This window comes from Cellulomonas alba (genome assembly GCF_030362835.1).
Lineage (GTDB): Bacteria > Actinomycetota > Actinomycetes > Actinomycetales > Cellulomonadaceae > Cellulomonas > Cellulomonas alba.
In genome coordinates this window covers 50456-74227 of record NZ_JAUCGQ010000001.1, presented here as the reverse complement: position 1 = coordinate 74227, position 23772 = coordinate 50456, and the positions used below count along the sequence as shown (strand labels likewise).

At 75.5% G+C, this 23772-nt stretch carries 24 protein-coding genes and 1 riboswitch; of the genes, 21 read left to right on the top strand and 3 right to left on the bottom strand.

The window, feature by feature from the left end:
* Positions 1-8: 8 nt before the first annotated feature.
* The 11 genes from fmt to QRT04_RS00335 all read left to right on the top strand — a co-directional run bounded on the left by fmt (position 9) and on the right by QRT04_RS00335 (position 9426).
* Positions 9-965 (top strand): methionyl-tRNA formyltransferase, encoded by a 957-nt coding sequence (gene fmt, locus QRT04_RS00385; protein WP_289452902.1) that lies wholly within the window; start codon positions 9-11, stop codon positions 963-965.
* Positions 962-2602, top strand: a complete 1641-nt coding sequence (locus QRT04_RS00380; protein ID WP_289452901.1) for an RsmB/NOP family class I SAM-dependent RNA methyltransferase — start codon at positions 962-964, stop codon at positions 2600-2602. The genes fmt and QRT04_RS00380 overlap by 4 nt, the downstream gene beginning before the upstream one ends.
* A gap of 58 nt (positions 2603-2660) precedes the next feature.
* Positions 2661-3320, top strand: a complete 660-nt coding sequence (gene rpe / locus QRT04_RS00375; RefSeq protein ID WP_289452900.1) for a ribulose-phosphate 3-epimerase — start codon at positions 2661-2663, stop codon at positions 3318-3320.
* A gap of 101 nt (positions 3321-3421) precedes the next feature.
* A riboswitch (FMN riboswitch) is annotated at positions 3422-3552 on the top strand.
* A gap of 125 nt (positions 3553-3677) precedes the next feature.
* A complete protein-coding gene (ribD, locus tag QRT04_RS00370) occupies positions 3678-4685 on the top strand; it encodes a bifunctional diaminohydroxyphosphoribosylaminopyrimidine deaminase/5-amino-6-(5-phosphoribosylamino)uracil reductase RibD (RefSeq protein WP_289455667.1) in 1008 nt (335 codons plus the stop codon).
* The gene (locus QRT04_RS00365) at positions 4685-5308 is read left to right on the top strand and encodes a riboflavin synthase (RefSeq protein ID WP_289452898.1); all 624 of its coding nucleotides are present in this window, start codon (positions 4685-4687) and stop codon (positions 5306-5308) included. Before ribD ends, QRT04_RS00365 begins: the two co-directional genes overlap by 1 nt.
* Positions 5305-6642 carry a 3,4-dihydroxy-2-butanone-4-phosphate synthase gene (gene ribB, locus QRT04_RS00360; protein ID WP_289452897.1) on the top strand — a complete coding sequence of 446 codons (1338 nt, stop codon included), beginning with the start codon at positions 5305-5307 and terminating at the stop codon, positions 6640-6642. The genes QRT04_RS00365 and ribB overlap by 4 nt, the downstream gene beginning before the upstream one ends.
* On the top strand, positions 6639-7136 hold the full coding sequence (gene ribH / locus QRT04_RS00355) for a 6,7-dimethyl-8-ribityllumazine synthase (protein WP_289452896.1): 498 nt from the start codon (positions 6639-6641) through the stop codon (positions 7134-7136). Before ribB ends, ribH begins: the two co-directional genes overlap by 4 nt.
* Positions 7133-7819, top strand: a complete 687-nt coding sequence (gene pnuC, locus QRT04_RS00350) for a nicotinamide riboside transporter PnuC (protein ID WP_289452895.1) — start codon at positions 7133-7135, stop codon at positions 7817-7819. The genes ribH and pnuC overlap by 4 nt, the downstream gene beginning before the upstream one ends.
* A gap of 47 nt (positions 7820-7866) precedes the next feature.
* On the top strand, positions 7867-8130 hold the full coding sequence (locus tag QRT04_RS00345) for a phosphoribosyl-ATP diphosphatase (protein WP_289452894.1): 264 nt from the start codon (positions 7867-7869) through the stop codon (positions 8128-8130).
* 19 nt (positions 8131-8149) lie between these two features.
* Positions 8150-8998 (top strand): ATP phosphoribosyltransferase, encoded by an 849-nt coding sequence (hisG, locus tag QRT04_RS00340; protein WP_289452893.1) that lies wholly within the window; start codon positions 8150-8152, stop codon positions 8996-8998.
* Positions 8999-9003: 5 nt separating this feature from the next.
* Positions 9004-9426 (top strand): PH domain-containing protein, encoded by a 423-nt coding sequence (locus QRT04_RS00335; RefSeq protein WP_289452892.1) that lies wholly within the window; start codon positions 9004-9006, stop codon positions 9424-9426.
* Between the two features lie 42 nt (positions 9427-9468).
* On the opposite strand, the gene QRT04_RS00330 is transcribed toward QRT04_RS00335, so the two are convergent.
* The 3 genes from QRT04_RS00330 to QRT04_RS00320 form a co-directional block, all read right to left on the bottom strand.
* Positions 9469-10311 (bottom strand): hypothetical protein, encoded by an 843-nt coding sequence (locus QRT04_RS00330; protein ID WP_289452891.1) that lies wholly within the window; start codon positions 10309-10311, stop codon positions 9469-9471.
* The gene (locus tag QRT04_RS00325; RefSeq protein WP_289452890.1) at positions 10308-10622 is read right to left on the bottom strand and encodes a PadR family transcriptional regulator; all 315 of its coding nucleotides are present in this window, start codon (positions 10620-10622) and stop codon (positions 10308-10310) included. Before QRT04_RS00325 ends, QRT04_RS00330 begins: the two co-directional genes overlap by 4 nt.
* 105 nt (positions 10623-10727) lie before the next feature.
* Complete coding sequence (locus tag QRT04_RS00320; protein WP_289452889.1) at positions 10728-11843, bottom strand: DUF3866 family protein; 1116 nt, start codon at positions 11841-11843, stop codon at positions 10728-10730.
* 34 nt (positions 11844-11877) lie between these two features.
* Between QRT04_RS00320 and QRT04_RS00315 the strand changes: the two genes are divergently transcribed.
* The 10 genes from QRT04_RS00315 (at position 11878) to QRT04_RS00270 (ending at position 23691) form a co-directional block, all read left to right on the top strand.
* Positions 11878-12930: a helix-turn-helix transcriptional regulator gene (locus tag QRT04_RS00315; RefSeq protein ID WP_289452888.1), complete on the top strand. Its 1053-nt coding sequence runs from the start codon at positions 11878-11880 to the stop codon at positions 12928-12930.
* Positions 12923-13882 carry a helix-turn-helix transcriptional regulator gene (locus QRT04_RS00310; protein ID WP_289452887.1) on the top strand — a complete coding sequence of 320 codons (960 nt, stop codon included), beginning with the start codon at positions 12923-12925 and terminating at the stop codon, positions 13880-13882. Before QRT04_RS00315 ends, QRT04_RS00310 begins: the two co-directional genes overlap by 8 nt.
* Positions 13883-13888: 6 nt before the next feature.
* Positions 13889-14215 (top strand): hypothetical protein, encoded by a 327-nt coding sequence (locus QRT04_RS00305; RefSeq protein ID WP_289452886.1) that lies wholly within the window; start codon positions 13889-13891, stop codon positions 14213-14215.
* A 91-nt stretch (positions 14216-14306) separates the two neighbouring features.
* Positions 14307-14546 (top strand): twin-arginine translocase TatA/TatE family subunit, encoded by a 240-nt coding sequence (gene tatA, locus QRT04_RS00300; RefSeq protein ID WP_289452885.1) that lies wholly within the window; start codon positions 14307-14309, stop codon positions 14544-14546.
* A gap of 42 nt (positions 14547-14588) precedes the next feature.
* Positions 14589-15374, top strand: coding sequence for a twin-arginine translocase subunit TatC (gene tatC / locus QRT04_RS00295; RefSeq protein ID WP_289455666.1), 786 nt, complete (start codon positions 14589-14591; stop codon positions 15372-15374).
* Complete coding sequence (locus tag QRT04_RS00290) at positions 15371-16285, top strand: diacylglycerol/lipid kinase family protein (protein ID WP_289452884.1); 915 nt, start codon at positions 15371-15373, stop codon at positions 16283-16285. The genes tatC and QRT04_RS00290 overlap by 4 nt, the downstream gene beginning before the upstream one ends.
* Positions 16286-16315: 30 nt before the next feature.
* Positions 16316-19168 (top strand): DEAD/DEAH box helicase, encoded by a 2853-nt coding sequence (locus tag QRT04_RS00285; RefSeq protein ID WP_289452883.1) that lies wholly within the window; start codon positions 16316-16318, stop codon positions 19166-19168.
* 75 nt (positions 19169-19243) lie between these two features.
* The gene (locus QRT04_RS00280) at positions 19244-20866 is read left to right on the top strand and encodes an amidohydrolase (RefSeq protein WP_289452882.1); all 1623 of its coding nucleotides are present in this window, start codon (positions 19244-19246) and stop codon (positions 20864-20866) included.
* 498 nt (positions 20867-21364) lie between these two features.
* On the top strand, positions 21365-22930 hold the full coding sequence (gene lnt / locus QRT04_RS00275) for an apolipoprotein N-acyltransferase (protein WP_289452881.1): 1566 nt from the start codon (positions 21365-21367) through the stop codon (positions 22928-22930).
* Positions 22927-23691 (top strand): polyprenol monophosphomannose synthase, encoded by a 765-nt coding sequence (locus tag QRT04_RS00270; RefSeq protein ID WP_289452880.1) that lies wholly within the window; start codon positions 22927-22929, stop codon positions 23689-23691. Before lnt ends, QRT04_RS00270 begins: the two co-directional genes overlap by 4 nt.
* The last annotated feature ends 81 nt before the right edge of the window (positions 23692-23772 follow it).

Here is a 23772-nt window from a genome sequence, read left to right as displayed (position 1 = left end):
TCGGGCCCATGCGACTGCTCTTCGCCGGTACCCCCACGGCCGCGGTGCCGTCGCTCGAGGCGCTGCTCGGCTCCCGGCACGAGGTCGTCGCGGTGCTGACGCGGCCGGACGCGCGCTCGGGGCGAGGCCGCACGCTGCATCCGAGCCCGGTGAAGGAGCATGCGCTCGAGGCGGGCGTCGAGGTCCTCACGCCCGCGTCGCCGCGCGACCCGGAGTTCCAGGCGCGGCTCGCCGCCCTGGCGGTGGACGCCGCGCCCGTGGTCGCGTACGGCGCCCTGCTGCCCGCCGCGGTGCTCGACGTCCCGCGGCACGGGTGGGTCAACCTGCACTTCTCGGTGCTCCCCGCGTGGCGCGGCGCCGCCCCCGTCCAGCACGCGCTCATCGCCGGGGACGAGGTGACCGGAGCGTCCACCTTCCGTATCACGCAGGGCCTCGACACGGGTCCGGTGTACGGGTCGTTCACCGAGACGATCCGTGCTCGGGACACGGCCGGCGACCTGCTCGGGCGCCTGTCGGTCGCGGGAGCCGACCTGCTCGTCCGCACGCTCGACGGCATCGAGGAGGGGATCCTCGCGGCGGTGGAGCAGCCGGGCGACGGAGTCAGCCACGCGCCGAAGATCGAGGTCGAGGACGCGCGCATCCGGTGGCAGCACCCGGCGCACGCCGTCGACCGGCGCATCCGCGGGTGCACTCCGGCGCCCGGCGCGTGGACGACGCTCCCGGACGGGTCCCGCCTCGGCATCGGACCGGTCCAGCCGCTGCCCGACGTCGACGACCTCGCGCCCGGCGAGGTGCGGGCGAGCAAGCACGAGGTGCTCGTCGGCACGGGCGGCCACGCGGTGCGTCTCGGTGACGTGACGCCCGCCGGGAAGCGGCCGATGGCGGCCGCCGACTGGGCCCGCGGTGCGCGGCTCGACGGCGGTGTCGTGCTCGGGTCGGTCACGCTCGGCGGGCAGGTCGCGTGACCGCCGACGACCGGCGCGACGGCGACGCGCGCGGCGCGGGCCGACCGGACGGCGACTCGGGTGGCGCGGGACGGTCGGCCGGCGGGTCCGGAGGCGCGGGCCGGCCGCGCGGCGATCGCCGCGACGCGGGTCGGCAGGGCGTCGAACGGCGCGACGCGGGTCGGCAGGGCGTCGAGCGGCGCGACGCGTCGGGCCGGCAGCGCGGTGCCGCCCGTGCGGAGGGCCGCTCGACGAGGTCGGCGGCGGCGCCGTCCCAGCGTCGTCGGGGCACGGACGCGCCCCGACGAGCCGCGTTCGACGTGCTGCGCGCCGTGGCCGACTCCGACTCGTACGCGAACCTCGTGCTGCCGCCGCTGCTGCGTGAGCGCGGCATCCGGGGACGCGACGCGGCGTTCGCGACCGAGCTCGCCTACGGTGCTCTGCGCCTGCGCGGGCGCTACGACGCCGTGATCACCCTCGCGGCCGACCGACCCACCGACCGGATCGACGGACCGGTCCTCGACGTGCTGCGCCTGGGCGTCCACCAGCTGCTCGGGATGCGCGTGCCGCCGCACGCCGCAGTGTCGGAGACGGTCGGCCTCGCACGCGAGGCCGTCGGCGCCGGTCCGGCGCAGTTCGTCAACGCCGTGCTCCGCGCCGTCGAGCGGGAGGCCGACTGGGACGCGCGCATCGCGGACGCGGCCGGCGACGACCCGCTGCTACGCCTCGCGACGGTCGAGAGCCACCCGGTGTGGGTCGCGCGTGCGCTGCGTGAGGCGCTCGTCGCGCACGGCCGGACCGCCGACGAGCTGGCGGCGCTGCTCGCGGCCGACAACGCCGCGCCGCGCGTGACGCTCGTCGCCCGGCCCGGCCTCGCGACGCGCGACGAGCTCGGCGGCACGCCCGGGCATCTCGCGCCGACCGCCGCGACGCTCGGGGGCGGCGACCCGGCGGCCGTCGAGGCCGTGCGTGAGGGCCGCGCGGGCGTGCAGGACGAGGGCAGTCAGCTCGTCGCGCTCGCGCTGGCCGCGGCCCCGCTCGACGGTCCGGACGTCCGCTGGCTCGACCTGTGCGCCGGCCCTGGCGGCAAGGCCGCGCTCCTCGCCGCGTGTGCGGCCGAGCGGGGCGCGCGTCTCCTCGCGAACGAGCTCCAGCCGCACCGTGCGCGGCTCGTCGAGCAGGCGCTCCGCGCGGTCCCGCCCGGCGCGGTCGAGGCCGTGCGCACCGGCGACGGCCGGCTCCTCGGGGACGACGAGCCCGGCGGGTACGACCGCGTGATGGTCGACGCGCCGTGCACGGGTCTGGGCGCGCTGCGGCGCCGGCCCGAGTCCCGGTGGCGGCGGGTGCCGGCGGACGTCGCGGCGCTCGGCGAGCTCCAGCGTGCGCTGCTCGCGTCGGCTCTGCGCGCGGTGCGGCCCGGCGGGGTCGTCGCGTACGTGACGTGCTCGCCGCATGTGGCCGAGACCCAGCTGGTCGTGGTCGACGCGCTGCGCGCCGCGACGAAGGCGGGGCTGGGCGTCCAGCGCATCGACGCGGCGGCGGTCGTCCGCGGCATCGCCCCGGACGCCGAGCTCACCGACCGGGACGACGTCCAGCTGTGGCCGCACGTGCACGGCACGGACGCCATGCACCTGACGCTGCTGCGCCGCACGTCCTGACGACGGTCGCGAGCCGCGCCGCACCGCGAACCGCGACGTGCGCCGATACGCTGACGCGGTGCCCGCGCTGATCAACCCGAGCATCCTGTCCGCCGACTTCGCGAACCTCGAGCGCGACCTCGCGAAGATCGCGAGCGCCGACTTCGCGCACGTCGACATCATGGACAACCACTTCGTGCCGAACCTGACGATCGGCCTGCCCGTGGTGGAGCGGCTCGCGCAGGTGAGCCCCGTGCCGCTCGACGTGCACCTGATGATCGACGACGCCGACCGCTGGGCGCCGGCGTACGCGGAGGCGGGCGCCGCGTCGGTGACGTTCCACGCGGAGGCGACGCAGGCACCGGTGCGGCTCGCCCGCGAGCTGCGCGCCAGGGGCGCGCGGGCGGGGGTCGCGCTGCGCCCCGCGTCGCCCGTCGAGCCGCTGCTCGACCTGCTCGACGAGCTCGACATGGTCCTCGTCATGACGGTCGAGCCGGGGTTCGGCGGCCAGTCGTTCATCGACGGCACGCTGCCGAAGATCCGGCGTGCCCGGGCGGCGATCGACGCTGCCGGCACGGGGACGTGGCTCCAGGTCGACGGCGGGGTCTCGCGCGACACCATCCGCCTGATCGCGGACGCCGGCGCGAACGTCTTCGTCGCGGGCTCCGCCGTCTACGGCGCGCCGGACGTGGCCGCCGAGATCGCCGCGCTTCGCGGTCTCGCCGACGCCACCGACTGACGCCACCGACTGACGCCGCCCGCGGGCGGCGGCACCCGGTCCGCGCAGGCCCCCGACCAGGGCCGGGAACAACGTGTGTGGCATCATCGTTCACGCAAGCACACGTGCTCCGGGGTCGGTGTAATTCCGAGCCGGCGGTGACAGTCCGCGACCCGCCCGATCGTCAGATCGTGCGGTTGACCTGGTGGAACTCCAGGACCGACGGTGAAAGTCCGGATGGGAGGCGCACGTGGCGGCGCGTCAGCGTCGTCCGGTGGGCTCGTCCTGCCGTCACCCCGGAGCCACCGACGGACCCGGGAGGTGGAGACGACGAGCGCCGCGACCGATGCCCTGACCACGCCGGCCGAGCGGGACGCGATGTCGCGCGCCCTCGAGCTCGCGCAGCGCGGGCCGTCCCACGGACCCAACCCGCGCGTGGGCTGCGTGCTGCTCGCTCGCGACGGGAGCATCGTCGGCGAAGGCTGGCACCGGGGGGCCGGGACGGCGCACGCCGAGGTCGCCGCGCTGGCGGACGCTCGCGAGCGCGGTGCGGACCCGCACGGTGCGACCGCCGTCGTCACGCTCGAGCCGTGCAACCACACGGGCCGCACGGGCCCGTGCAGCCAGGCGCTGCTCGACGCCGGCGTCACGCGCGTCGTCGTGTCGGTCGAGGACCCCAACCCGGCGGCTGCCGGCGGGGTGGCGCGGCTGCGCGCGGGCGGCGTCGACGTCGTGACCGGGCTGGACGTCGAGCACGGCCGCGCGGTGCTCCGCACGTGGCTCGCAGCCGTCGGGCGGGGCCGGCCGTTCGTCACGCTCAAGCTCGCGACGAGCCTCGACGGGCGCGTCGCCGCGGCCGACGGCACGAGCCGGTGGATCACGTCGGAGGTCGCGCGCCGGCACGCGCACGAGCTGCGTGCCCAGGTCGACGCGATCGCGGTCGGCACGACGACCGCGCTGGTCGACGACCCGTCGCTGACGGCGAGGAACGCCGCGGGCGAGCTGCACGAGCACCAGCCGCTGCGTGTCGTCGTCGGCCTGCGCGACCTGCCCGCGGGCGGCCGCCTGCACGGTCCCGGGGGCGAGCTGCTCCACCTGCGCACGCACGACCCCGCCGCGGTGCTCGCCGAGCTGCACGCGCGCGAGGTCCGGCACGTGCTCGTCGAGGGCGGCGCGACGCTCGCCGCGGCGTTCCTGCGGGCCCGGCTCGTCGACGAGGTGCATGCCTACGTCGCACCGGTCCTGCTGGGCTCCGGCGCCCCCGCTGTCGCCGACCTCGGGGTGACCACCATCGGGGACGCGCTGCGCCTCACCCCCACCTCCGTCCTTCCCCTCGGCCCCGACGTGCTCGTCGTGGCCACCCCCCGGCACGAGGAGCTGCACTGATGTTCACCGGCATCGTCGAGGAGGTCGGCACGGTCGAGGCCCTCGAGCCCGGCCGTGACGACGCGGGCGCGGTCGTCGACGCGCGCCTGCGCGTGCGCGGGCCGCTCGTCACGAGCGACGCGCACCTGGGCGACTCGATCGCGGTGTCGGGCGTCTGTCTCACGGTCACGGAGCTGCCGGGGGACGGCACGTTCGTGGCCGACGTGATGCCCGAGACGCTGCGCCGGACCGCGCTGGGGGACGTCGCGCCGGGCAGCCCGGTGAATCTCGAGCGCGCGCTCGCCGTGGGCGGCCGCTACGGCGGCCACGTCGTCCAGGGGCACGTCGACGGCGTCGGTCGGATCGTCGCCCGCACGCCCGGACCGCGCTGGGACGACGTCGAGGTCGCCCTCGAGCCCGAGCTCGCGCGCTACGTCGCGGAGAAGGGGTCGATCACGGTCTCGGGCGTGTCGCTGACGGTCACGCACGTGTCGGACGACGGCTTCGGCGTCTCGCTCATCCCGACGACGCTCGAGGCGACGACGCTCGGCACGCTCGGCGTCGGCGCACGCGTCAACCTCGAGGTCGACGTGCTCGCGAAGTACACCGAGCGGCTCCTGACGAACGCGGGGGTGCTGCGATGAGCGTCGTGCTGGGCACCGTCGAGGAGGCGCTCGAGGCCCTGCGCGCAGGCCGGCCGGTCCTCGTCGCGGACTCGCCGGACCGCGAGAACGAGGCCGACGTCATCCTCGCCGCGCAGTCCGCGACGCCCGAGTGGATCGCGTGGACCATCCGGCACTCGTCCGGCTACCTCTGCGCTCCCATGCCCGCCGCGCGCGCGGACGCCCTCGACCTGCCGCTCATGGTCCCGCACAGCCAGGACCCGCGACGCACGGCCTACACGGTGACCGTCGACGCCGCGACGGGAGTGACGACCGGGATCTCGGCCGCCGACCGCGCCCGCACGCTCCAGGTGCTCGCCGACCCGGCGAGCGGGCGTCAGGACCTGATCCGGCCCGGCCACGTGCTGCCGCTGCGCGCGGTCCCGGGGGGCGTCCTGCACCGTGCGGGCCACACGGAGGCCGCGGTCGACCTGTGCCGCCTGGCGGGCCTCGAGCCGGTCGGCGCGATCGCCGAGCTCGTGAACGACGACGGGACGATGACGCGCCTGCCGGCAGCCTCGGCGCTCGCGCAGGACGAGGGCCTCGTGCTGCTGACGATCGAGCAGCTCGTCGCGTGGCGACGGGAGCACGACGACCAGGTGACGGCCGACGCGGCGCCCGCGGCCGCCAAGGAGCGCGTGCACGCGACGCACACCGCCTACCTGCCGACCCGGCACGGCGACTTCCGCATCCACGGGTACCGCGACCTGCGCACGGGCGACGAGCACGTCGCGCTGGTCTCGACCGCCGGGCTGGCCGAGAACCCGACCGTGCGTGTGCACTCGGAGTGCCTGACGGGTGACGCGTTCGCGTCGGCGCGCTGCGACTGCGGGCCGCAGCTCGACGCGGCGCTCGAGATCGCGGCGCAGACCGGGGGAGCGGTCGTGTACCTGCGCGGCCACGAGGGCAGGGGCATCGGCCTGCTCGCCAAGGTCGCGGCGTACGCGCTGCAGGACGAGGGCCGCGACACCGTCGAGGCGAACCTCGACCTCGGCTGGCCGGCGGACCGGCGCGAGTACGGCGCGGCGGCGGCGATCCTCGCCGACCTGGGCGTGCGCCGCGTCACGCTCCTGACGAACAACCCGGCCAAGGTCGCGGGCCTGCGCGCGCACGGCATCGACGTCGTCGAGTCGCGCAACCTCGAGGTCGGTCGCACGCCGCAGAACGAGGCCTACCTGCGCACCAAGGCGACGGCGATGGGCCACACGTTGCACCTGTCCGAGCCCATCCCGGTGAGCCCGGTGCACGCCGCACCGGCGACGCCGGGCGCCGACCACGACGACCACGCGTTCGAGAACCTGGAGGACCTGGCATGAGCGGTGCGGGCGCACCCACCCTGAGCGTCGACGGGAGCGGCCTCAAGGTCGTCGTCGTCGCCGCGAGCTGGCACACCGTCGTCATGGACGGGCTGCTCGACGGCACGCGCCGCGCGCTGGCCGACGCGCACGTCACCGACGTGACCGAGATCCGGGTGCCGGGCACGTTCGAGCTGCCGGTCGCGGCGCGCGCCGCCGTCGACGCAGGCGCGGACGCCGTCGTCGCGCTGGGGGTCGTGATCCGCGGCGGCACGCCGCACTTCGAGTACGTCTGCTCGGCAGCGACCACCGGCCTGACCGACGTCGCGACGGCGTCCGGCGTGCCCGTCGGCTTCGGCGTCCTGACGTGCGACGACGACGCGCAGGCGCTCGACCGCGCCGGTCTGCCGGGGTCGCACGAGGACAAGGGCTACGAGGCCGCCCAGGCGGCGGTCGCGACGGTCGTCGCGCTGCGTCCGCTGCGTCCGCTGCGCGAGGGAGCGCGCCGGCCGTGATCCGCTGGCTGTTCGACGCGCAGGTCGTGATCGCCGGTCACGCGATCCTGTGGCGCGAGATCGTCGGGAACGCGTTCGGCATCGCGTCGGCCATCGGCGGCCTGCGCCGACGGCTGTGGGCGTGGCCGGTCGGCATCGTGGGCAACGTGCTGCTGTTCACGGTCTTCCTCGGCGGCGTGTTCCACACCCCTCAGGACAAGAACCTCTACGGCCAGGCCGGCCGGCAGGTGATGTTCGTCATCGTGTCCGTGTACGGCTGGGTGCGGTGGCGCCAGACCGAGCGCCGCGCGCACGAGCAGGGCATCGCCGATGCCGCCGCGGTCGTGCCGCACTGGGCGACGAACCGGCAGCGCGCGTGGCTCGTGGTCGCGGCGGCGGCCGGCACCGTCGGGTTCGCCGCGCTGTTCAGCAGGCTCGGGTCCTACGGCCCGTGGGCCGACGCGTGGATCTTCACGGGGTCGATGCTCGCGACCTACGGGATGGCTCGAGGCTGGATCGAGTTCTGGCTCATCTGGCTCGCGGTCGACGCGGTCGGCGTGCCACTGCTGGTCAACGCCGGGTACTACCCGTCCGCGGTCCTCTACGTGGTCTACGCGGGTGTCGTCGCGTACGGCTTCTGGGCATGGCGGCGCGCGCGGGGCCGGCAGAGTCTCGACGACGGTGAGCCGGCGCTGGCCGCGTGACGGACGCCGCGCGGGCGGTCGGGCCGGGGCCGTCTACCCTGACGTGCGTGAAGACGTTCGACGCCCTGTTCGAGGAGCTGTCCGAGAAGGCCCGCACCCGCCCGGTGGGATCCGGCACCGTCGCCGAGCTCGACCAGGGCGTCCATGCGATCGGCAAGAAGATCGTCGAGGAGGCCGCCGAGGTCTGGATGGCGGCCGAGCACGAGAGCGACGAGCGCACCGCCGAGGAGGTCTCGCAGCTGCTGTACCACCTGCAGGTGCTGCTCCTGGCGCGCGGCCTCACGCTCGCCGACGTCTACGCCCACCTCTGAGCCCCGAGAGGACTCACCAGTGCTGAGGATCGCCGTCCCCAACAAGGGCTCCCTGTCGGAGCCCGCCGTCGACATGCTGCGGGAGGCGGGCTACCGCCAGCGCCGCGACGCGCGCGAGCTCGTCCTGCCCGACCCGGACAACGACGTCGAGTTCTTCTACCTGCGCCCGCGCGACGTCGCCGTGTACGTCGGCGCCGGCACGGTCGACGTCGGCATCACGGGCCGCGACCTGCTGCTCGACTCGGGCTCGCCGGCCGTCGAGCACCTGCCGCTCGCGTTCGGCCGGTCGACGTTCCGGTTCGCGACGACGGCCGGCACGCTGACGGACGTGGCTCAGGTCGCGCGCCGCCGCGTCGCGACGTCCTACCCCGTGCTGGTCGCCCAGCACCTGCGCGACCAGGGCGTCGAGCCCGCGGCGGTCGTCCGCCTGGACGGCGCCGTGGAGAGCGCCATCCGGCTGGGCGTCGCGGACGTCATCGCGGACGTCGTCGAGACCGGCACGACGCTGCGCGCCGCCGGCCTCGAGACGTTCGGCGAGCCGATCCTACGCAGCGAAGCGGTCCTGATCCGGCACGCGAGCGCCGAGGAGCCTCCGGGCCTCGACGTCCTGACGCGCCGCCTGCAGGGCGTGCTGACGGCGCACGAGTACGTGCTGATGGACTACGACGTGCCGCTCGAGCTCGTCGAGGCCGCGGTCGCGATCACGCCCGGCCTCGAGTCGCCGACGGTCTCACCGCTGCACAACCGCGAGTGGGCCGCGGTGCGCGCCATGGTGCGCCGCGACCAGACGAACCGCGTCATGGACGCGCTGTACGACGTCGGCGCGCGCGCGATCCTCGTGACCTCGATCCACGCCTGCCGGCTCTGACCGCGATGGCACCGTTCCGCCCGCGCCTCGCCCGTCGCGTCTCGCTCGCCGTCATGTGGCTGGTCCTGGCGGGCACGGTCACCGTCGTTCTCCTCAGTGAGAACCTCGGACGCGGCGACCAGGTGGGCTTCGTCGCGTTCGGCGCGCTGCTCGCGTGGTTCTGCTGGCGGGAGGCGTCGGTCGCGGCGAAGCCCGACGAGGATGGGCTCACCGTGCGCAACCTCGTCGTCACCACGCGGCTGCAGTGGGCCGAGGTCGTGGCCGTCCGGTTCGGCGACGGCGACGCGTGGGTGCGGCTCGACATCGCCAACGGGGACACGCTCGCCGTGATGGGCATCCAGCGCGCCGACAAGGACTTCGCGCTGGCCGAGGCGCGGCGGCTCGCCGGTCTGGTGGCCGCGCGAACGCGCACGGAGCGCGACACCTGACGCGTCCGTGCCCGGCGTCGACCGTCGCAGCTCGACGGCGGCTCAGCGCTCGGTCGCCGACTGACGGCGGCTCGCGACCCCCGCGAGCACCGCGGCACCCGCCATCAGCGCGACCGTGCCCAGCCAGCTCGGCACGAACGGCGTCGCGACGAGTCCCTGGTCGCCGGTGAACGCGCTCGGGTCGTGCGCGTGCACGAGGAGCCCCCAGAGCACGGCGAGCACGGTGGTCGCGCCCATGCCGACGGCCAGCACGGCGAGGGCGGTGCGCCGCAGGCCCGGCGGCTGCTCGGCGGGCACGCGGCGCAGCACGGTCGACGCGGCCCACGCGGTCGCCGCGACCGCGCCGAGGCCGCCCAGCGCGACGGCCGCGGCCGCGAGCCGGGTCTGCGTGGCGTGCACGCCGTGGCCGTCGGCGACCGCGAGCGCGACCTGCACGAGCACGAGCCACGCGGCGCACGCGACGAACGGCACCGCGACGTACCACCAGGCCCGGTGGTCGCGCCCGCGCACGAGCGCGACCGCGGTGGGGACCGCCGCGACGACGAGCGCCAGCAGGGCGACCGCGGCCGCGATCGCGAGCAGCGTCCGGATGCCGTTCGCGACGGTGAGGAGCTCCTCGGACAGCTTCTGGAACCCGAGGCCGGCGACGGTGAAGAGCGCCGCGGCCCACACGGCCACGGTCATCGGGGAGCGGGTGGACATCGTGAGACCTCCGGGGACGAGCCGGGCGCGGGCCGCGCCGCGCAGGGAGTCGAGGACGAGCGCCGGGTGGCGGTGGACCTGCAGGTCGCACAGCAGCTGGCTGTACTCGTCGCCGTGCACGCGTCGCCACCGGGCGGGGTAGCACCCGACGAGGACGCGGACGAGCCGCGGGTCCTGGCTCATGCCTGGACGGTTCCGAGCCGGCCGAGGCTCAGCGTGGCGAGGCGGTGCATCCGGCGCGACTGCGCCGTCAGCTCGGTCGCGCCGGCCGCGGTGAGGCGGTACGGCCGTCGTCGCCCCTCGGCAGGGCGCCCCTCGATGAGGCCGAGCGCCTCGAGGCGGCCCAGCGCCGCATAGAGGGTGCCCGGTCCGAGCCTGACGCCGACCTGCTCGGCCACGTCTGCCGTGATCGCGTACCCGTGCTTCTCGCCGTCGGCGAGGCTCGCGAGGATCAGCAGGCCCGGTTCGGCCCAGCGGCCCAGGTCGTCAGCCATCGGTGCTCCGTCCGTCGGTATATCGCCGAACGTACTACGCGAGGCGATACAGCGCCAGAGGTCGGGCAGGAGAGCCGGCTGCGAGCAGCTCGACGACGGCGCGCGTCAGGCGCCGAGGAGGTCGACCGCGTGCACGCCCGCGGCCGCTGCCGCCAGGAACGACGCGGGGTCCGCATCGAGCCCGCGCCCCATCGTGGACAGCCGGACGGGGGAGGCCGCGAGCGCCTCGAGCAGGTCGGCGCCCGCCTCGACCTCCACGAGCCGGTGCCGGTCCGCGAGCGCGGCCGCCTGGTCCGCCACACGCCGGCTCAGCGGGCCGAGCCCGGGCACGTCGAGCACGGGCACCACGACGTCGGCCGGCGCGAGCGCGACCCGGCCGTAGGCCGTCAACGAGTGGTGCGAGACGCCCGTGTGACGTTCTCGCGCGTCCGCGCCGGACACGCGCAGCGACGCGACCGGTCGGCCCGCGAGCGTTGCCGCCGCGTTGACGGCCTCGCCCGCGGCGACGCCGGAGAACCCCCACCGCGTGCCGGTCCCGAGGTTGCCGGGCCCCTGCGCCACGACCGCGAGGTCGGCACCGACCACGTGCCGCGCGGCGAGCAGGCCGGTGTGGACCGTCACGGCCTCGAGGTCGCCGCCGAACGCCTGGCCGGTCGTCACGCAGGCCGCGATCCAGCGCGCCTCGCGCAGCCCGGCGACCGCGCGCGAGAACCAGGCGGGCAGGGCGCCGCCGTCCGTCATGACGTACGCGACGCGCGGCGCCCGGCCCCCGGCGCGCGCGGCGGCGTGGCGCGCGCCCGCCACCACCGCGGGCAGCGCCGAGTGCAGGTCCGCGACGACGACCGGCATCCCACCGAGGTCGTCCGCGTCGCGCAGCGCGTCGTGGTGCGGGGACTCCTGGTCGTCGACGCCGAGCACCATCGCCTGCAGCGGCGTGTAGCGCGCCTTGACCAGGTGGCCGGCTCCCGCCGGAGGGTCCGCAGGCAGGGCGCCGTCGCGCGCCACGACGAGCGCGTACCCGCCGGTCCCGAGCCCCCGCGCGAGCGCCGACACGTTGAGCTGCACGCGGTCGCCGATCGCGAGCTCGCCGACGAGCGCCGGGTAGGCGAGGGCGCGCACCGTGGGGAACGAGAGCGGCTCGTCGAGCTCGACCGTGAGCTCCTGCGCGCCCGTCCAGGCGGCGCCGAGTCCGACGACGACACCCGCGCGCCACGTGATCACCGGGCCACGCTACCGGCCCACTACGGTTGACCCGATGCCCGCGCAGATCCCCGCCCACGAGCGCCTGCTCAACCTCGTCATCGCCCTGGTCAACACCTCGGGACGCATGACCAAGGAGCAGGTGCGCCGCAGCGTCGCCGGGTACCAGGACGCGCAGTCCGACGACGCCTTCGAGCGGATGTTCGAGCGCGACAAGGACACGCTCCGCGAGCTCGGCATCCCGGTGGTGACCGTGACCTCCGCGGGTCACGGCGACGACATCGGGTACCGGATCGACCTCGACACCTACGCGCTGCCGCCGATCGACCTGACGGCGGCCGAGCTCGGCGTGCTGGCCATGGCGGCGCAGGTGTGGCAGGACCAGGCGATGCGCACCGACACCACGCGCGCGCTGACCAAGCTGCGCGCGGTCGGCGAGGCGCCCGAGGCCAACGACCTGGCGGTCGGCCTCGCGCCGCGCGTGCGCGCCGCGGGAGGCGCCCTCGCACCCCTCGTCGACGCCGTGCAGGCCCGCCAGGTCGTGCGGTTCACGTACCGCGCGGCGACCACGGGCGAGGTGCGGACGCGGGTCGTCGAGCCGTGGAAGCTGCTCGCGCGCCGCGGCGGCTGGCTGCTCGTCGGCTTCGACCGCGACCGGGGCGCGTCGCGGTCGTTCCGGCTCTCCCGCATCGAGGGCGGCGTCCGTCCCGTCGGGGAGCCCGGTGCGTTCGAGGCCCCCGGACCTGACGAGCTCGAGGCCGCACTGACGCAGTGGGCGCCCCGCGAGGAGCGGGTGGCCACGCTGGCCGTGCTGCCCGAGCGCGCGAGCGCGCTGCGGGCGCGCGCCGTCCCGGCGCCCGCGGACGAGCCCGACTGGTCGGCGGACCCGGCCGTCGGTCCGTTGCTCGCGCAGCGCGACGTGGTCCACGTGCCGTTCCGATCCGGCTGGGAGCTCGCGGACGAGCTCGTGGGCTACGGCGGCGCCGTGCTCGTCGTCGCGCCGGTCGAGCTGCGCCGCGGCGTGCTGCACCTGCTGCGCACGGCCGCCGAGCTCGACCGCCCGGACCGTTCCGGCACCGACGTGGAGGAGGGTCGGGCACATGGCTGAGCGCGCGAGCGACCGGCTGCTGCGGATGCTCGGCATGGTCGCGTACCTCGACCGCCACGGCGGCGTGCCCGTCGAGGAGGTCGCGGAGCAGTTCGGCGTCTCGGCGGACCAGGTGATGGCCGACGTCGACACGCTCTGGGTCACCGGCACGCCCGGGTACTTCCCGCACGACCTCATCGACTTCGACGCCGACTCGTACGACCAGGGCGTCGTCCGGCTCACCGAGGCGCGGGGCATGACGCGTCCGCTGCGGCTCGGCACGCGGGAGGCGGTCGCGCTCGTCGCCGCGCTGCGCGCGCTCGACGGCACGCTCCACGCGGCGCTCGACCCCGCGGAGCAGGCGGTCCTGCGCTCGGCGCTCGACAAGCTGACGGCCGCGACGGGCGACGCCGCATCGGCCGTCGACGTCCGGCTCGCGGTCGACGGCGCACCCGAGGTCGCCGCGGCGATCGCGACCGCGCTGCGCGACCGTCGGCGCCTGCACCTGCGGTACGTCAACGCGTCCGACGTCGCGACCGAGCGGGACGTCGACCCCGTCCGCCTCGTCACCGAGGACGACCGGTCGTACCTGCTCGCGTGGTGCCTGCTCGTCGACGACGAGCGACTCTTCCGCGTCGACCGCGTGCTCGAGGCCCGGGTGCTGGACGAGCCCGCGCTCGCGCACGACGTGCCCGACCGCCAGGACGTCTACCGCCCGCACGGCGAGCTCGTGACGCTGCACCTCGCGAGCCGCGCGCGCTGGGTCGCCGAGTCGTCGCCCGTCGAGGCGGTGCGCAACCTGCCCGACGGCACGTTCGAGGTCGACCTGCTCGTCGAGCAGCCGGCCTGGCTGCGCCACCTCGTGCTGCAGGTCGCGGACGACCTCGTCGAGGTGCGGCCGGCCCGGATCGCCGCCGAGGTCGCCGCCGCCGCCCGCGCGGCGCTCGCCGCCTACGAGCCGCTGGGGGAGTGAGGCGCCGTGTGGTTCTGGATCTGGTTCGTGCTCGTGGTCGGGACGCTGGTCGGCGCCTTCCTGCTCGGGCGGCGGCTGTGGCGCCAGGCGTCCGGCGTCGCCCGCGAGCTCGCGCGCGCCGGCGAGGTGGCCGCCCAGCTGTCGGAGCGGGCCGCGGAGCTCGAGGCGATCGCGGCGCGGAACGCGCCCGACACCTCGCCGACCCTGCTCTCCGACCTCGGGCCCCTGCTCGACCGGATCTGGGTGCTGCGCGACGAGGCCGCCGCGCGGAGAGCAGCGCGGCGCGAGCGGCACCGTGCGACCGCGCGCAGCTGGCGCGCGTACTGGCGCTAGCGGCGCGTCGCCGGCCGCGGCGGCCGGCGCCCCTGTCCGGCGCGGCTAGGATCGTGGGGCTCGCCCGACGCGGGCCACCGAGGGAGAACCCATGTTCAGGAACGGCCTGCAGGCCTGGCACGTCATCGTGCTGCTCGTCGTCATCGTGCTGCTGTTCGGTGCGAACCGCCTGCCCGGGGTCGCCAAAAGCGTGGGCCAGTCGATGAAGATCTTCCGCAACGAGATGCGCGACCTGCGCGACGACGAGTCGAAGCCCGACGAGAAGAAGACCGGCACCAACGGCACCTCCGGCGAGGGTTCGACCGGGGACGACCGGTCGCCGAAGGCCTGAGACCGCATGGCCGAACGCCGCGGGCGTGAGCCGGGCGGCCGGATGCCGCTGCGGTCGCACCTGAGAGAGCTGCGTCGCCGCTTCTTCTGGGCCGCGCTCGGCATCGCCGTCGGCGCCGTGGTCGGGTGGTTCCTGTTCGAACCCGTCTTCGAGGCGCTCCAGCACCCGATCCTCGAGGTCGCGAAGGACCGCGGGAGCCTGGTCGCGATCAACTTCCAGGGCGTCGCGACGGCCTTCGACCTGAAGATCAAGGTCTCGCTGTTCCTGGGCGTGATCCTGTCGAGCCCCTGGTGGCTCTACCAGTTCTGGGCCTTCATCACGCCGGGCCTCACGCGGCGCGAGCGTGTGTACACGTTCGGGTTCCTCGGCGCCGCGGTCCCGCTGTTCCTCGCCGGCTGCCTCCTCGCGTGGTGGGCGTTGCCGAACGCGGTGCGGCTCCTGACGAGCATGGTGCCGTCCGGGTCGACGAACCTCATCGACGCGCAGACGTACCTGAGCTTCGTCATGCGCCTGATGCTCGCGTTCGGGCTCTCGTTCCTGCTCCCGGTCGTCATGGTCGCGCTGAACTTCGCGGGCATCGGGCGCGCGGCGACGTGGCGCAAGGGCTGGCGGTGGGCCGTGATGATCGCGTTCGTGTTCGCCGCGGTGATGACGCCGACGCCGGACGCGATCACGATGATCGCGGTCGCGCTGCCCATCTGCGTGCTGTACTTCGCGGCGCTCGGTGTCTGCGTGCTGCACGACCGCCGCGTCGACCGGGCGCGCCTCGCCGCCGGGCTGCCACGGCTCGACGGCACCACCGCCGACGAGCCCCGGACCCGGAGGTGACGCGGATCGGGCTCGCCGTGAACCCGACGTCCGGCAAGGGGCGCGGGGGAGCGGCCGGCAGGAGGGCGCACGAGCTGCTCACCGCGGGCGGGCACGACGTCGCGGACCTGTCGGCGCCGACGCTCGCGCAGGCCACCGACCGCGCGCGCCAGGCCGCGCTGGCGGGTCTGGACGCGCTCGTCGTGGTCGGCGGTGACGGCATGGTGCACCTCGGCGTCACCGTCGTCGCCGGCACGTCGCTCCCGCTCGGTGTCGTCGCGGCCGGCACCGGCAACGACATCGCGCGCACGCTCGGTCTCCCGCGCGGTGACGTCGCGGCGGCGGTGCGCGCGATCGAGGCGGGCCTCGCGTCCGGGCCGCGGTCCGTCGACGCCGCGCGGGTCAGCACCCCCGGTCACGCCGCGCACGAGTGGTTCGTCGGCGTGCTGTCGTGCGGCATCGACGCGGCCGTCAACGCGCGCGCCAACGCGATGCACTGGCCGCGGGGGGAGGGGCGGTACATCCGGGCGCTGCTCGCCGAGCTGCACGGCTTCCGCTCGTACGGCTACCGGGTGACGCTCGACGACCGCGTGTGGGAGTCGGCGGGCGCGCTCGTCGCCGTCGCGAACGTGCCCTGGATCGGCGGCGGCATCCACATCGCGCCCGGCGCCCAGGTCGACGACGGCCTGCTCGACGTCGTGCTCGCGGCCGAGTTCAACCGGATGCAGGTGGCGCGGATCTTCCCGGCCGTGCAGCGCGGGCGGCACCTCGGGCACCCTCGGATCGAGCTCGCGCGCGCCCGGTCGGTGCTCATCGAGCCGCTCGCGAGCCGCGGACCGCACCCGCCGATCGCCTTCGCGGACGGCGAGCGGATCGGCCCGCTGCCCCTGCGCGTCGACGTCGTGCCGGGAGCGCTTGCCGTCCTCGCGTGATCCGGGGCTCGTGGTGCTTAGGGTGAGCGCGTGCCGTCCCGCCGTCGCTCGTCGTCCTCCGCCGCCGTGAAGCCGGCCCGAGAGGCGGCGCGCGAGCCGTCTCCCGCCGAGCGCTACACCGCCTCCCGCCGCCGCGCGGAGACCGAGACCGGCGAGCTCGCCCGCTTCCGCGACCTGCTCGACTTCCCGCTCGACGACTTCCAGGCGCAGGCGTGCGCGGCGCTGGAGCGCGGCAGCGGCGTCCTCGTGGCGGCGCCGACCGGAGCGGGCAAGACGGTCGTGGGCGAGTTCGCGGTGCACCTCGCGCTGGCCGGCGGCCGCAAGGCGTTCTACACGACGCCCATCAAGGCGCTCTCGAACCAGAAGTACGGCGACCTCGTCCGCCGGTACGGGCCCGACAGCGTAGGCCTGCTCACGGGCGACACGACGATCAACGGCGAGGCGCCGGTGGTCGTCATGACGACCGAGGTGCTGCGCAACATGCTCTACGCCGGCTCGGCCACCCTCGGCGGCCTCGGGTTCGTCGTCATGGACGAGGTGCACTACCTGGCGGACCGCTTCCGCGGGCCGGTCTGGGAGGAGGTGATCATCCACCTGCCCGACGACGTGCAGCTGGTCTCGCTCTCCGCGACGGTCTCGAACGCGGAGGAGTTCGGCGACTGGCTCGCGACGGTCCGCGGCGACACGACCGTGATCGTCAGCGAGCACCGACCCGTCCCGCTCGGCCAGCACGTGATCGTCGGCGGCGAGCTGCTCGACCTGTACGCGGGCCACGTCGATCCGACCGACCCGGGCGTCGACCCGCCGATCAACCCGGATCTCGCGCACCTGCTCCGTCGCCACGCGCGCGCCGAGGCAACGCCCGCACCCCGTGGTCGCGGGGACCGCGGGTACCGCGGCCGTGGCGGCAACCGACCGGCCGTCGGCCTGCGCGCGACCCCGCGGTACGCCGTCGTCGACGCGCTCGCCGCCGACGCGCTGCTCCCCGCCATCGTGTTCATCTTCAGCCGCGCCGGGTGCGAGGCGGCCGTCAAGCAGTGCCTCGCCGCCGGCGTCCGCCTCACCGAGCCTGCGGAGCAGGCGGAGATCCGTCGGGTCGTCGAGGAGCGCTGCGCGGCGGTGCCACCCGAGGACCTCGACGTGCTCGGGTACTGGGAGCTCGCGGAGGCGCTCTCGCGCGGCGTGGCAGCCCACCACGCGGGGATGCTGCCGCTGTTCAAGGAGACGGTCGAGGACCTGTTCTCGCGCGGCCTCGTCAAGGTCGTGTTCGCGACCGAGACGCTCGCGCTCGGCATCAACATGCCGGCGCGGTCGGTCGTGCTCGAGAAGCTCGTCAAGTGGGACGGCTCGAACCACGTCGACGTGACGCCGGGGGAGTACACGCAGCTGACGGGGCGCGCCGGCCGGCGCGGCATCGACACCGAGGGGCACGCGGTCGTCGTCGCGCACTCGGGGCTCGACCCGGTCCAGCTCGCGGGCCTCGCGTCCAAGCGCCTCTACCCGCTGCGCTCGAGCTTCCGGCCGACGTACAACATGGCGGTCAACCTCGTCGCGCAGTTCGGGCGCGAGCGCGCCCGCGACGTCCTCGAGACCTCGTTCGCGCAGTTCCAGGCGGACCGCGGCGTGGTCGGCCTGGCGCGTCAGGCGCAGGGCCACGCCGAGGCGCTCGAGGGGTACGCGAAGGCGATGGCCTGCGACCGCGGCGACTTCGCCGAGTACGCGGCGATCCGCCGGGACATCTCGCGGCTCGAGAAGGACGCGTCGCGGGCCGCCGCGTCCGCCCGCCGCGCGGAGGTCGCTCGCTCGCTCGAGGGCCTCCGGGTCGGCGACGTGCTCGAGATCCCGGGGGGCCGCCGCGCGGGGCACGCGGTCGTGATCGACCCCGGCGGCGCCGCGGGCTTCGACGGGCCGCGGCCGACCGTGCTCTCGACCGACCGGCTCGTCCGTCGGATCACCGTCGCCGACGTCGGGCCCGGCGCGCGCACCGTGGGCTTCCTGCCCGTGCCGCGGGCGTTCAACCCCCGCGTGCCGAGCGCTCGCCGGGACCTCGCGGCCGCGCTGCGCGCCCTCGACCTCGCGCCGGCGGAGGGCCGTCCGGGCGGCGGGCGGCGCGCGGCGGCACGGACGGCGCAGGAGGAGGACGCCCGGATCGCCGCCCTGCGCCGGCGCCTGCGGGCGCACCCGTGCCACCAGTGCCCCGACCGCGACGACCACGCACGGTGGGCCGAGCGGTGGGAGCGCCTCCAGGGCGAGCACGACGCCCTGGTGCGCCGGATCGCGGGCCGCACAGGCTCGATCGCGGCGGTGTTCGACCGGATCTGTGACGTGCTCGGCCGGCTCGGTTACCTGGCGGACGCCGACGGCGCGCTGACGGTGACGGACGACGGCCGGTGGCTGCGTCGCCTGTACGCCGAGAACGACCTGCTGCTCGCGGAGTGCCTGCGTCGCGGCGTCTGGGACGAGCTCGACCCACCGGGCCTGGCAGCCGCGATGTCGACGCTCGTGTACCGGTCCCGGCGCGACGACTCCGGCGAGCCGCGCGTGCCCGGCGGCCCGAACGGACGGCTCGCGACCGCGCTCGAGGGCACGCTCCGCGCCTGGTCCGAGCTCGAGGACCTCGAGAGCGAGCACGGCCTCGACACGACCCAGCCGCTCGACACCGGGCTCGTCGACGCCGTGCACCGCTGGGCCACCGGGCGCAGCCTCGACACGGTGCTGCGGGGTGGCGACCTCTCCGCCGGCGACTTCGTCCGCTGGTGCAAGCAGGTGATCGACGTGCTCGACCAGGTCGCGCAGGCCGCGCCGCACGAGCGGCTGCGCACGACGGCACGCCGCGCGGTCGACGCGCTGCGCCGCGGCGTGGTCGCGTACTCGTCGCTCTGACGGCGTGACGACGTTCACCTGGACCCCCGTCCGGCTCGTCCGGTATGGGTGCCTGACCTGCCCTATCGTCAGGGCGTGAGCTCGACCCTCTACCGCCACGGCGTGGTGCACTCCGCCGCCGACCCGTTCGCCGAGGCGATCCTCGTGGAGGACGGCACGATCGCCTGGCTCGGCGCCGACGACACCGCCGACGGGTTCGCCGCTCGCGCGGACGAGGTCGTGGACCTCGACGGCGCTCTCGTCGCCCCCGGCTTCGTCGACGCGCACGTGCACGTGCTCGAGACGGGGCTCGCGCTCGAGAGCGTCGACCTCACGGGCGCGCGCTCGCTCGCCGACGCGCTCGACGCGGTCCGCGCCGCGGCCGCCGGTCGCAGCGGCAGCGGCCCGCTCCTCGGCTTCGGCTGGGACGAGACTGACTGGCCCGAGCGGCGCCCGCCGACGCGCCACGAGCTCGACGCCGCGGCCGGGGGAGCGCCCGCGTACCTCGCGCGGGTCGACGTCCACTCGGCGGTCGTCTCGACGAGCCTCGCGACCGCCTCGGGCGCGGACCGCGCCGACGGCTGGCGCGAGGACGGCCTCGTGGTCCGCGACGCGCACCATGCCGCGCGCGAGGCAGCGCGTGACGTGCCCGCGGAGCGCCGCACGGCCCTCTACCGGCGGGCGCTCGCCCACGCCGCCTCCCGTGGGGTCGTGTCGGTGCACGAGCAGAGCGCGCCGTCGATCGACACCCGCGCGGGCCTGCGCGAGCTGCTCGACCTCACCGCCGACGCGGCAGGCGGGCTCCCGCACCTCGTCGCCTACCGCGGCGAGCTGTGCGTCACGGTCGACGACGCGCGCGCCGTGCTGGCCGACCTGCCGGGGCTCACCGGCATCGGCGGCGACCTCAACGTCGACGGAGCGTTCGGCTCGCGCACCGCCGCGCTGCGCGTGCCCTACGCCGACGCAGCCCCGAGCACGGGCTCGCTGTACCTCTCGGCCGAGCAGATCGCGAACCACGTCGCGGCCACGACGCGCGCAGGCGTGCAGGGCGGCTTCCACGTGATCGGCGACCTCGCGATGGACGAGGTCCTGCTCGGCCTGCGAGCGGCGAGCGACGTCGAGGGCGTCGCCCGGGTCGCGGCCGCAGGCCACCGGCTGGAGCACGCCGAGGCGATCGACGCCCCGACGCTCGCGGCGCTGGTCCTGCTCGGCGTGCGTCTCTCCGTCCAGCCGGCCTTCGACGCCGCCTGGGGCGGCCAGGACGGCATGTACGCGCGCCGGCTCGGCGCGGGACGGGCGGCCGCGCTCAACCCGTTCGCCGACCTGGCGGCGGCCGGAGTGCCGCTCGCCTTCGGCTCGGACTCGCCCGTGACGGCGCTCGACCCCTGGGCCGGTGTCCGTGCGGCGCTCCACCACCACTCCGCCGACCAGCGCATCTCCGCACGGGCCGGCTTCCGCGCCGCGACCCGCGGCGGCTGGCGGCTCGCAGGCCTCGACCACCTCGGCGCCGGCGAGCTCCGCGTCGGCGCACCCGCCCATCTCGCCGTCTGGCGCGCCGAGCACCTGGTCGTCCAGGGGGCGAGCGGCGAGGTCTCGGCGTGGAGCACGGACGCGCGCGCCGGGACGCCGCTGCTGCCGGACCTGTCGGCCGACGCGCCCCCGCCCGTGTGCCTGCGGACCGTCCGCGACGGCGTCACGATCTTCGACGCGCTGGGCTGAACGGCCCGCTCACGATGCACCCCAACGGGTGAATTCTTCTCACCCGTGGTCGCGTTCCCGCGTCACCCGCGGGGCCGTCGGCGCGACACGCGGACGACACGCCGAACGCGAGGGTCCATATCGGTCGGATCGGGCATCGGTGACCTGCCCATACGGCTGCCACCTGCAGTGACACGACCTTGACACCCACCCTCAGACCGGTAGGTTTTCGCGCAGATCCACCGCCGCAGGGGCGTCCTTCGAAGACGCGGGAACAGCTCCCCGAGCCACACAGCCGGCGGTGGCCAGGGCTCCGACCGGGCCCGCGCGTTCAGTAGACAACGGTCCGTGCGTGCGCACGCGACCGGTACGAAGGACGCGCGGGCCGGTCGGTCGGAGCGGCGCCGCGAGGTTCTGTGGCGCGGGAACGCCCGGCCCGGTGCCGTCGCCTGCTCGCCACCGCGCCGTGCGAGGCCCTCGGTCGCAGGAACGCCCAGCCCACTGCCGTAACCTGCTCCGGTGCCCGAACGTCCGCCCGCCCGCTGGTGGACCCTCATGCTCGCCGGCCTCGGCGGCATCGCCGCCCGGCTCGCGTTCCCGTCACCGGGGTGGTGGCCGCTCGCCCTGCTGGGCGTGGCGGCGCTGTTCCTCGCCCTCCGGCGCGACAGCGCCCGGTGGAACGCCCTCGTCGGGCTCGTGTGGGGTCTGACCTTCTTCCTGCCGCTGATCACCTGGATCGTCGACGCGGTCGGGTTCGTGCCGTGGCTGGTGCTCGGCGTCACCGAGGCGGGGTACGTCGCGCTGCTCGGCGCCGCCTGGTCGTGGGCGCGACGCGGCGAGGCCGTCTGGCGCAACGTGTGGCTCCAGCTCCTCGTGTTCACGCTCCTCTGGGTGGCGATCGAGGAGCTCCGGTCGGCGTGGCCGTTCGGCGGGTTCCCCTGGGGGAGGCTCGCGTTCTCGCAGGCCGACTCGCCGCTCGCCGCCTTCACCCGGCTCGCCGGCACCCCGCTGCTGTCCGCCGCGGTCGTGGCGACCGGCGTGCTGCTCGCCATCGCGCTGCGTGCCGCTCGGCGGTTGGCAGCGGGGCGCGCGCTGCTGGCCCTGGGCGGCGCGGCCGCGGTGCTCGTCGTCGGCCTGCTGCTGCCGCTCGACACGGCGGCCCAGAGCGGCACGCTCCACGTCGGTGCCGTGCAGGGGAACGTCCCCGGAGAAGGGCTCGACGCGTTCGGGCGCCGCGCCGTCGTGCTCGACAACCACGTCGCCGGCACGCTCGCCCTGCTCGACACCGTGGACCGCGGCGACCTCGACCTCGTCGTCTGGCCCGAGAACGGCACGGACATCGACCCGCAGGTCGACGCGGGCGCCGCGGCGAAGATCGACGCGGCGGCCCGGGCGGTGGGCGCCCCGATGCTCGTCGGGACGGTGCAGTACCCGAACTCCGGCGGCCGGTACAACACTGCCGTGCTGTGGGAGCCGGGGAAGGGCGTGGTCGCGTCGTACACGAAGCAGCACCCGGCGCCGTTCGCCGAGTACATCCCGATGCGCGGCATCGCACGCCACTTCTCGTCCGCGGTCGACCTCGTGACGCGCGACATGCTCCCCGGGCACCGGCCGGGCTACGTGCCGCTCGACTCGCCGCGGCTCGGCCGGACGGTCGGCCTCGGCGACGTGATCTGCTTCGAGGTCGCCTACGACTCGATCGTGCGGTCGGCGGTGCGGGCCGGCGGCGAGGTGCTGATGGTCCAGACCAACAACGCGACGTTCGGCCACTCGGACGAGTCCACCCAGCAGCTCGCGATGTCCCGGCTGCGAGCCATCGAGCACGGGCGCGCGACGATCCAGATCTCGACCGTCGGCGTCAGCGCCGTGATCGCGCCGAACGGCGCCGTCGAGCAGCAGACCGGCCTCTTCACCGCGGATCAGCTCGTCGCTACGCTCCCACTGCGCGACTCGCTGACCCCCGCCACCCGCCTGGGGCCGTGGCCGGCGCGAGTCATCGATCTCCTCGCGGTGTGCGCCGTGGTGGCCGGCTGCGCCGGCGCCGCGCGCGTGCGCCGCGCCGACCGGATGGGTACCGACGCATGACCGACAGCCTGAGCCGCGTCCTCGTGGTCGTCCCGACCTACAACGAGCGCGAGAGCCTGCCGATCGCGCTCGAGCGCCTCGCGCAGCACGTGCCGCAGGCCGACGTGCTCGTCGTCGACGACGGGTCGCCCGACGGCACGGGCGAGATCGCGGAGAAGCTCGCCGAGGCCGAGCAGGGACCGCGGACGATCGGCGTGCTGCACCGCGCCGGCAAGCAGGGACTCGGGACGGCCTACGTCGCGGGTTTCGGCTGGGCGCTCGAGCGCGGGTACGACGTGGTCGTCGAGATGGACGCCGACGGGTCGCACCGCGCGCAGGACCTGCCGAGAATCCTTGCCGCCGTGGGCGGCGCCGACCTGGTGCTGGGCTCGCGCTGGGTGCCGGGCGGCGAGGTCGTCAATTGGCCCGTCTCGCGCCTGGTGCTCTCGCGCGGCGCGAACCTCTACACGCGCGTCGCGCTCGGCATCCCGGTGAAGGACGCGACAGGCGGCTTCCGGGCGTACCGTGCGTCGCTGCTGCGGACCCTGTCGCTGCGCGACGTCGCCTCGCAGGGCTACTGCTTCCAGATCGACATGGTCTGGCGCGCCGTCAAGCAGGGCGCGCGGGTCGTCGAGGTGCCGATCACGTTCGTCGAGCGCGAGCTCGGCGCGTCCAAGATGAGCCGCAGCATCATCGTCGAGGCGCTCGTCAGCGTCACGCGGTGGGGTATAGCAGAACGCTCCCGCCGACTGGCGGGAGCGTTCCACAAGCGGTCGCGCTAGGCCTGCCGCCGACGCCGCCGATCAGGTCGGTCGGCAGGAACGGGGTCGCGCGGGCTCGCCGTCTCCGAGGAGCCGACCGAC

Bases quoted from the DNA above. Each gene is read 5' to 3' on its own strand.
- fmt (WP_289452902.1), top strand. From the start codon at position 9: ATGCGACTGCTCTTCGCCGGTACCCCCACGGCCGCGGTGCCGTCGCTC.
- ribD (WP_289455667.1), top strand. From the start codon at position 3,678: ATGTCGCGCGCCCTCGAGCTCGCGCAGCGCGGGCCGTCCCACGGACCC.
- QRT04_RS00365 (WP_289452898.1), top strand. From the start codon at position 4,685: ATGTTCACCGGCATCGTCGAGGAGGTCGGCACGGTCGAGGCCCTCGAG.
- ribB (WP_289452897.1), top strand. From the start codon at position 5,305: ATGAGCGTCGTGCTGGGCACCGTCGAGGAGGCGCTCGAGGCCCTGCGC.
- ribH (WP_289452896.1), top strand. From the start codon at position 6,639: ATGAGCGGTGCGGGCGCACCCACCCTGAGCGTCGACGGGAGCGGCCTC.
- QRT04_RS00335 (WP_289452892.1), top strand. From the start codon at position 9,004: ATGGCACCGTTCCGCCCGCGCCTCGCCCGTCGCGTCTCGCTCGCCGTC.
- QRT04_RS00330 (WP_289452891.1), bottom strand. From the start codon at position 10,311: ATGAGCCAGGACCCGCGGCTCGTCCGCGTCCTCGTCGGGTGCTACCCC.
- QRT04_RS00325 (WP_289452890.1), bottom strand. From the start codon at position 10,622: ATGGCTGACGACCTGGGCCGCTGGGCCGAACCGGGCCTGCTGATCCTC.
- QRT04_RS00315 (WP_289452888.1), top strand. From the start codon at position 11,878: ATGCCCGCGCAGATCCCCGCCCACGAGCGCCTGCTCAACCTCGTCATC.
- QRT04_RS00310 (WP_289452887.1), top strand. From the start codon at position 12,923: ATGGCTGAGCGCGCGAGCGACCGGCTGCTGCGGATGCTCGGCATGGTC.
- tatA (WP_289452885.1), top strand. From the start codon at position 14,307: ATGTTCAGGAACGGCCTGCAGGCCTGGCACGTCATCGTGCTGCTCGTC.
- tatC (WP_289455666.1), top strand. From the start codon at position 14,589: ATGCCGCTGCGGTCGCACCTGAGAGAGCTGCGTCGCCGCTTCTTCTGG.
- QRT04_RS00270 (WP_289452880.1), top strand. From the start codon at position 22,927: ATGACCGACAGCCTGAGCCGCGTCCTCGTGGTCGTCCCGACCTACAAC.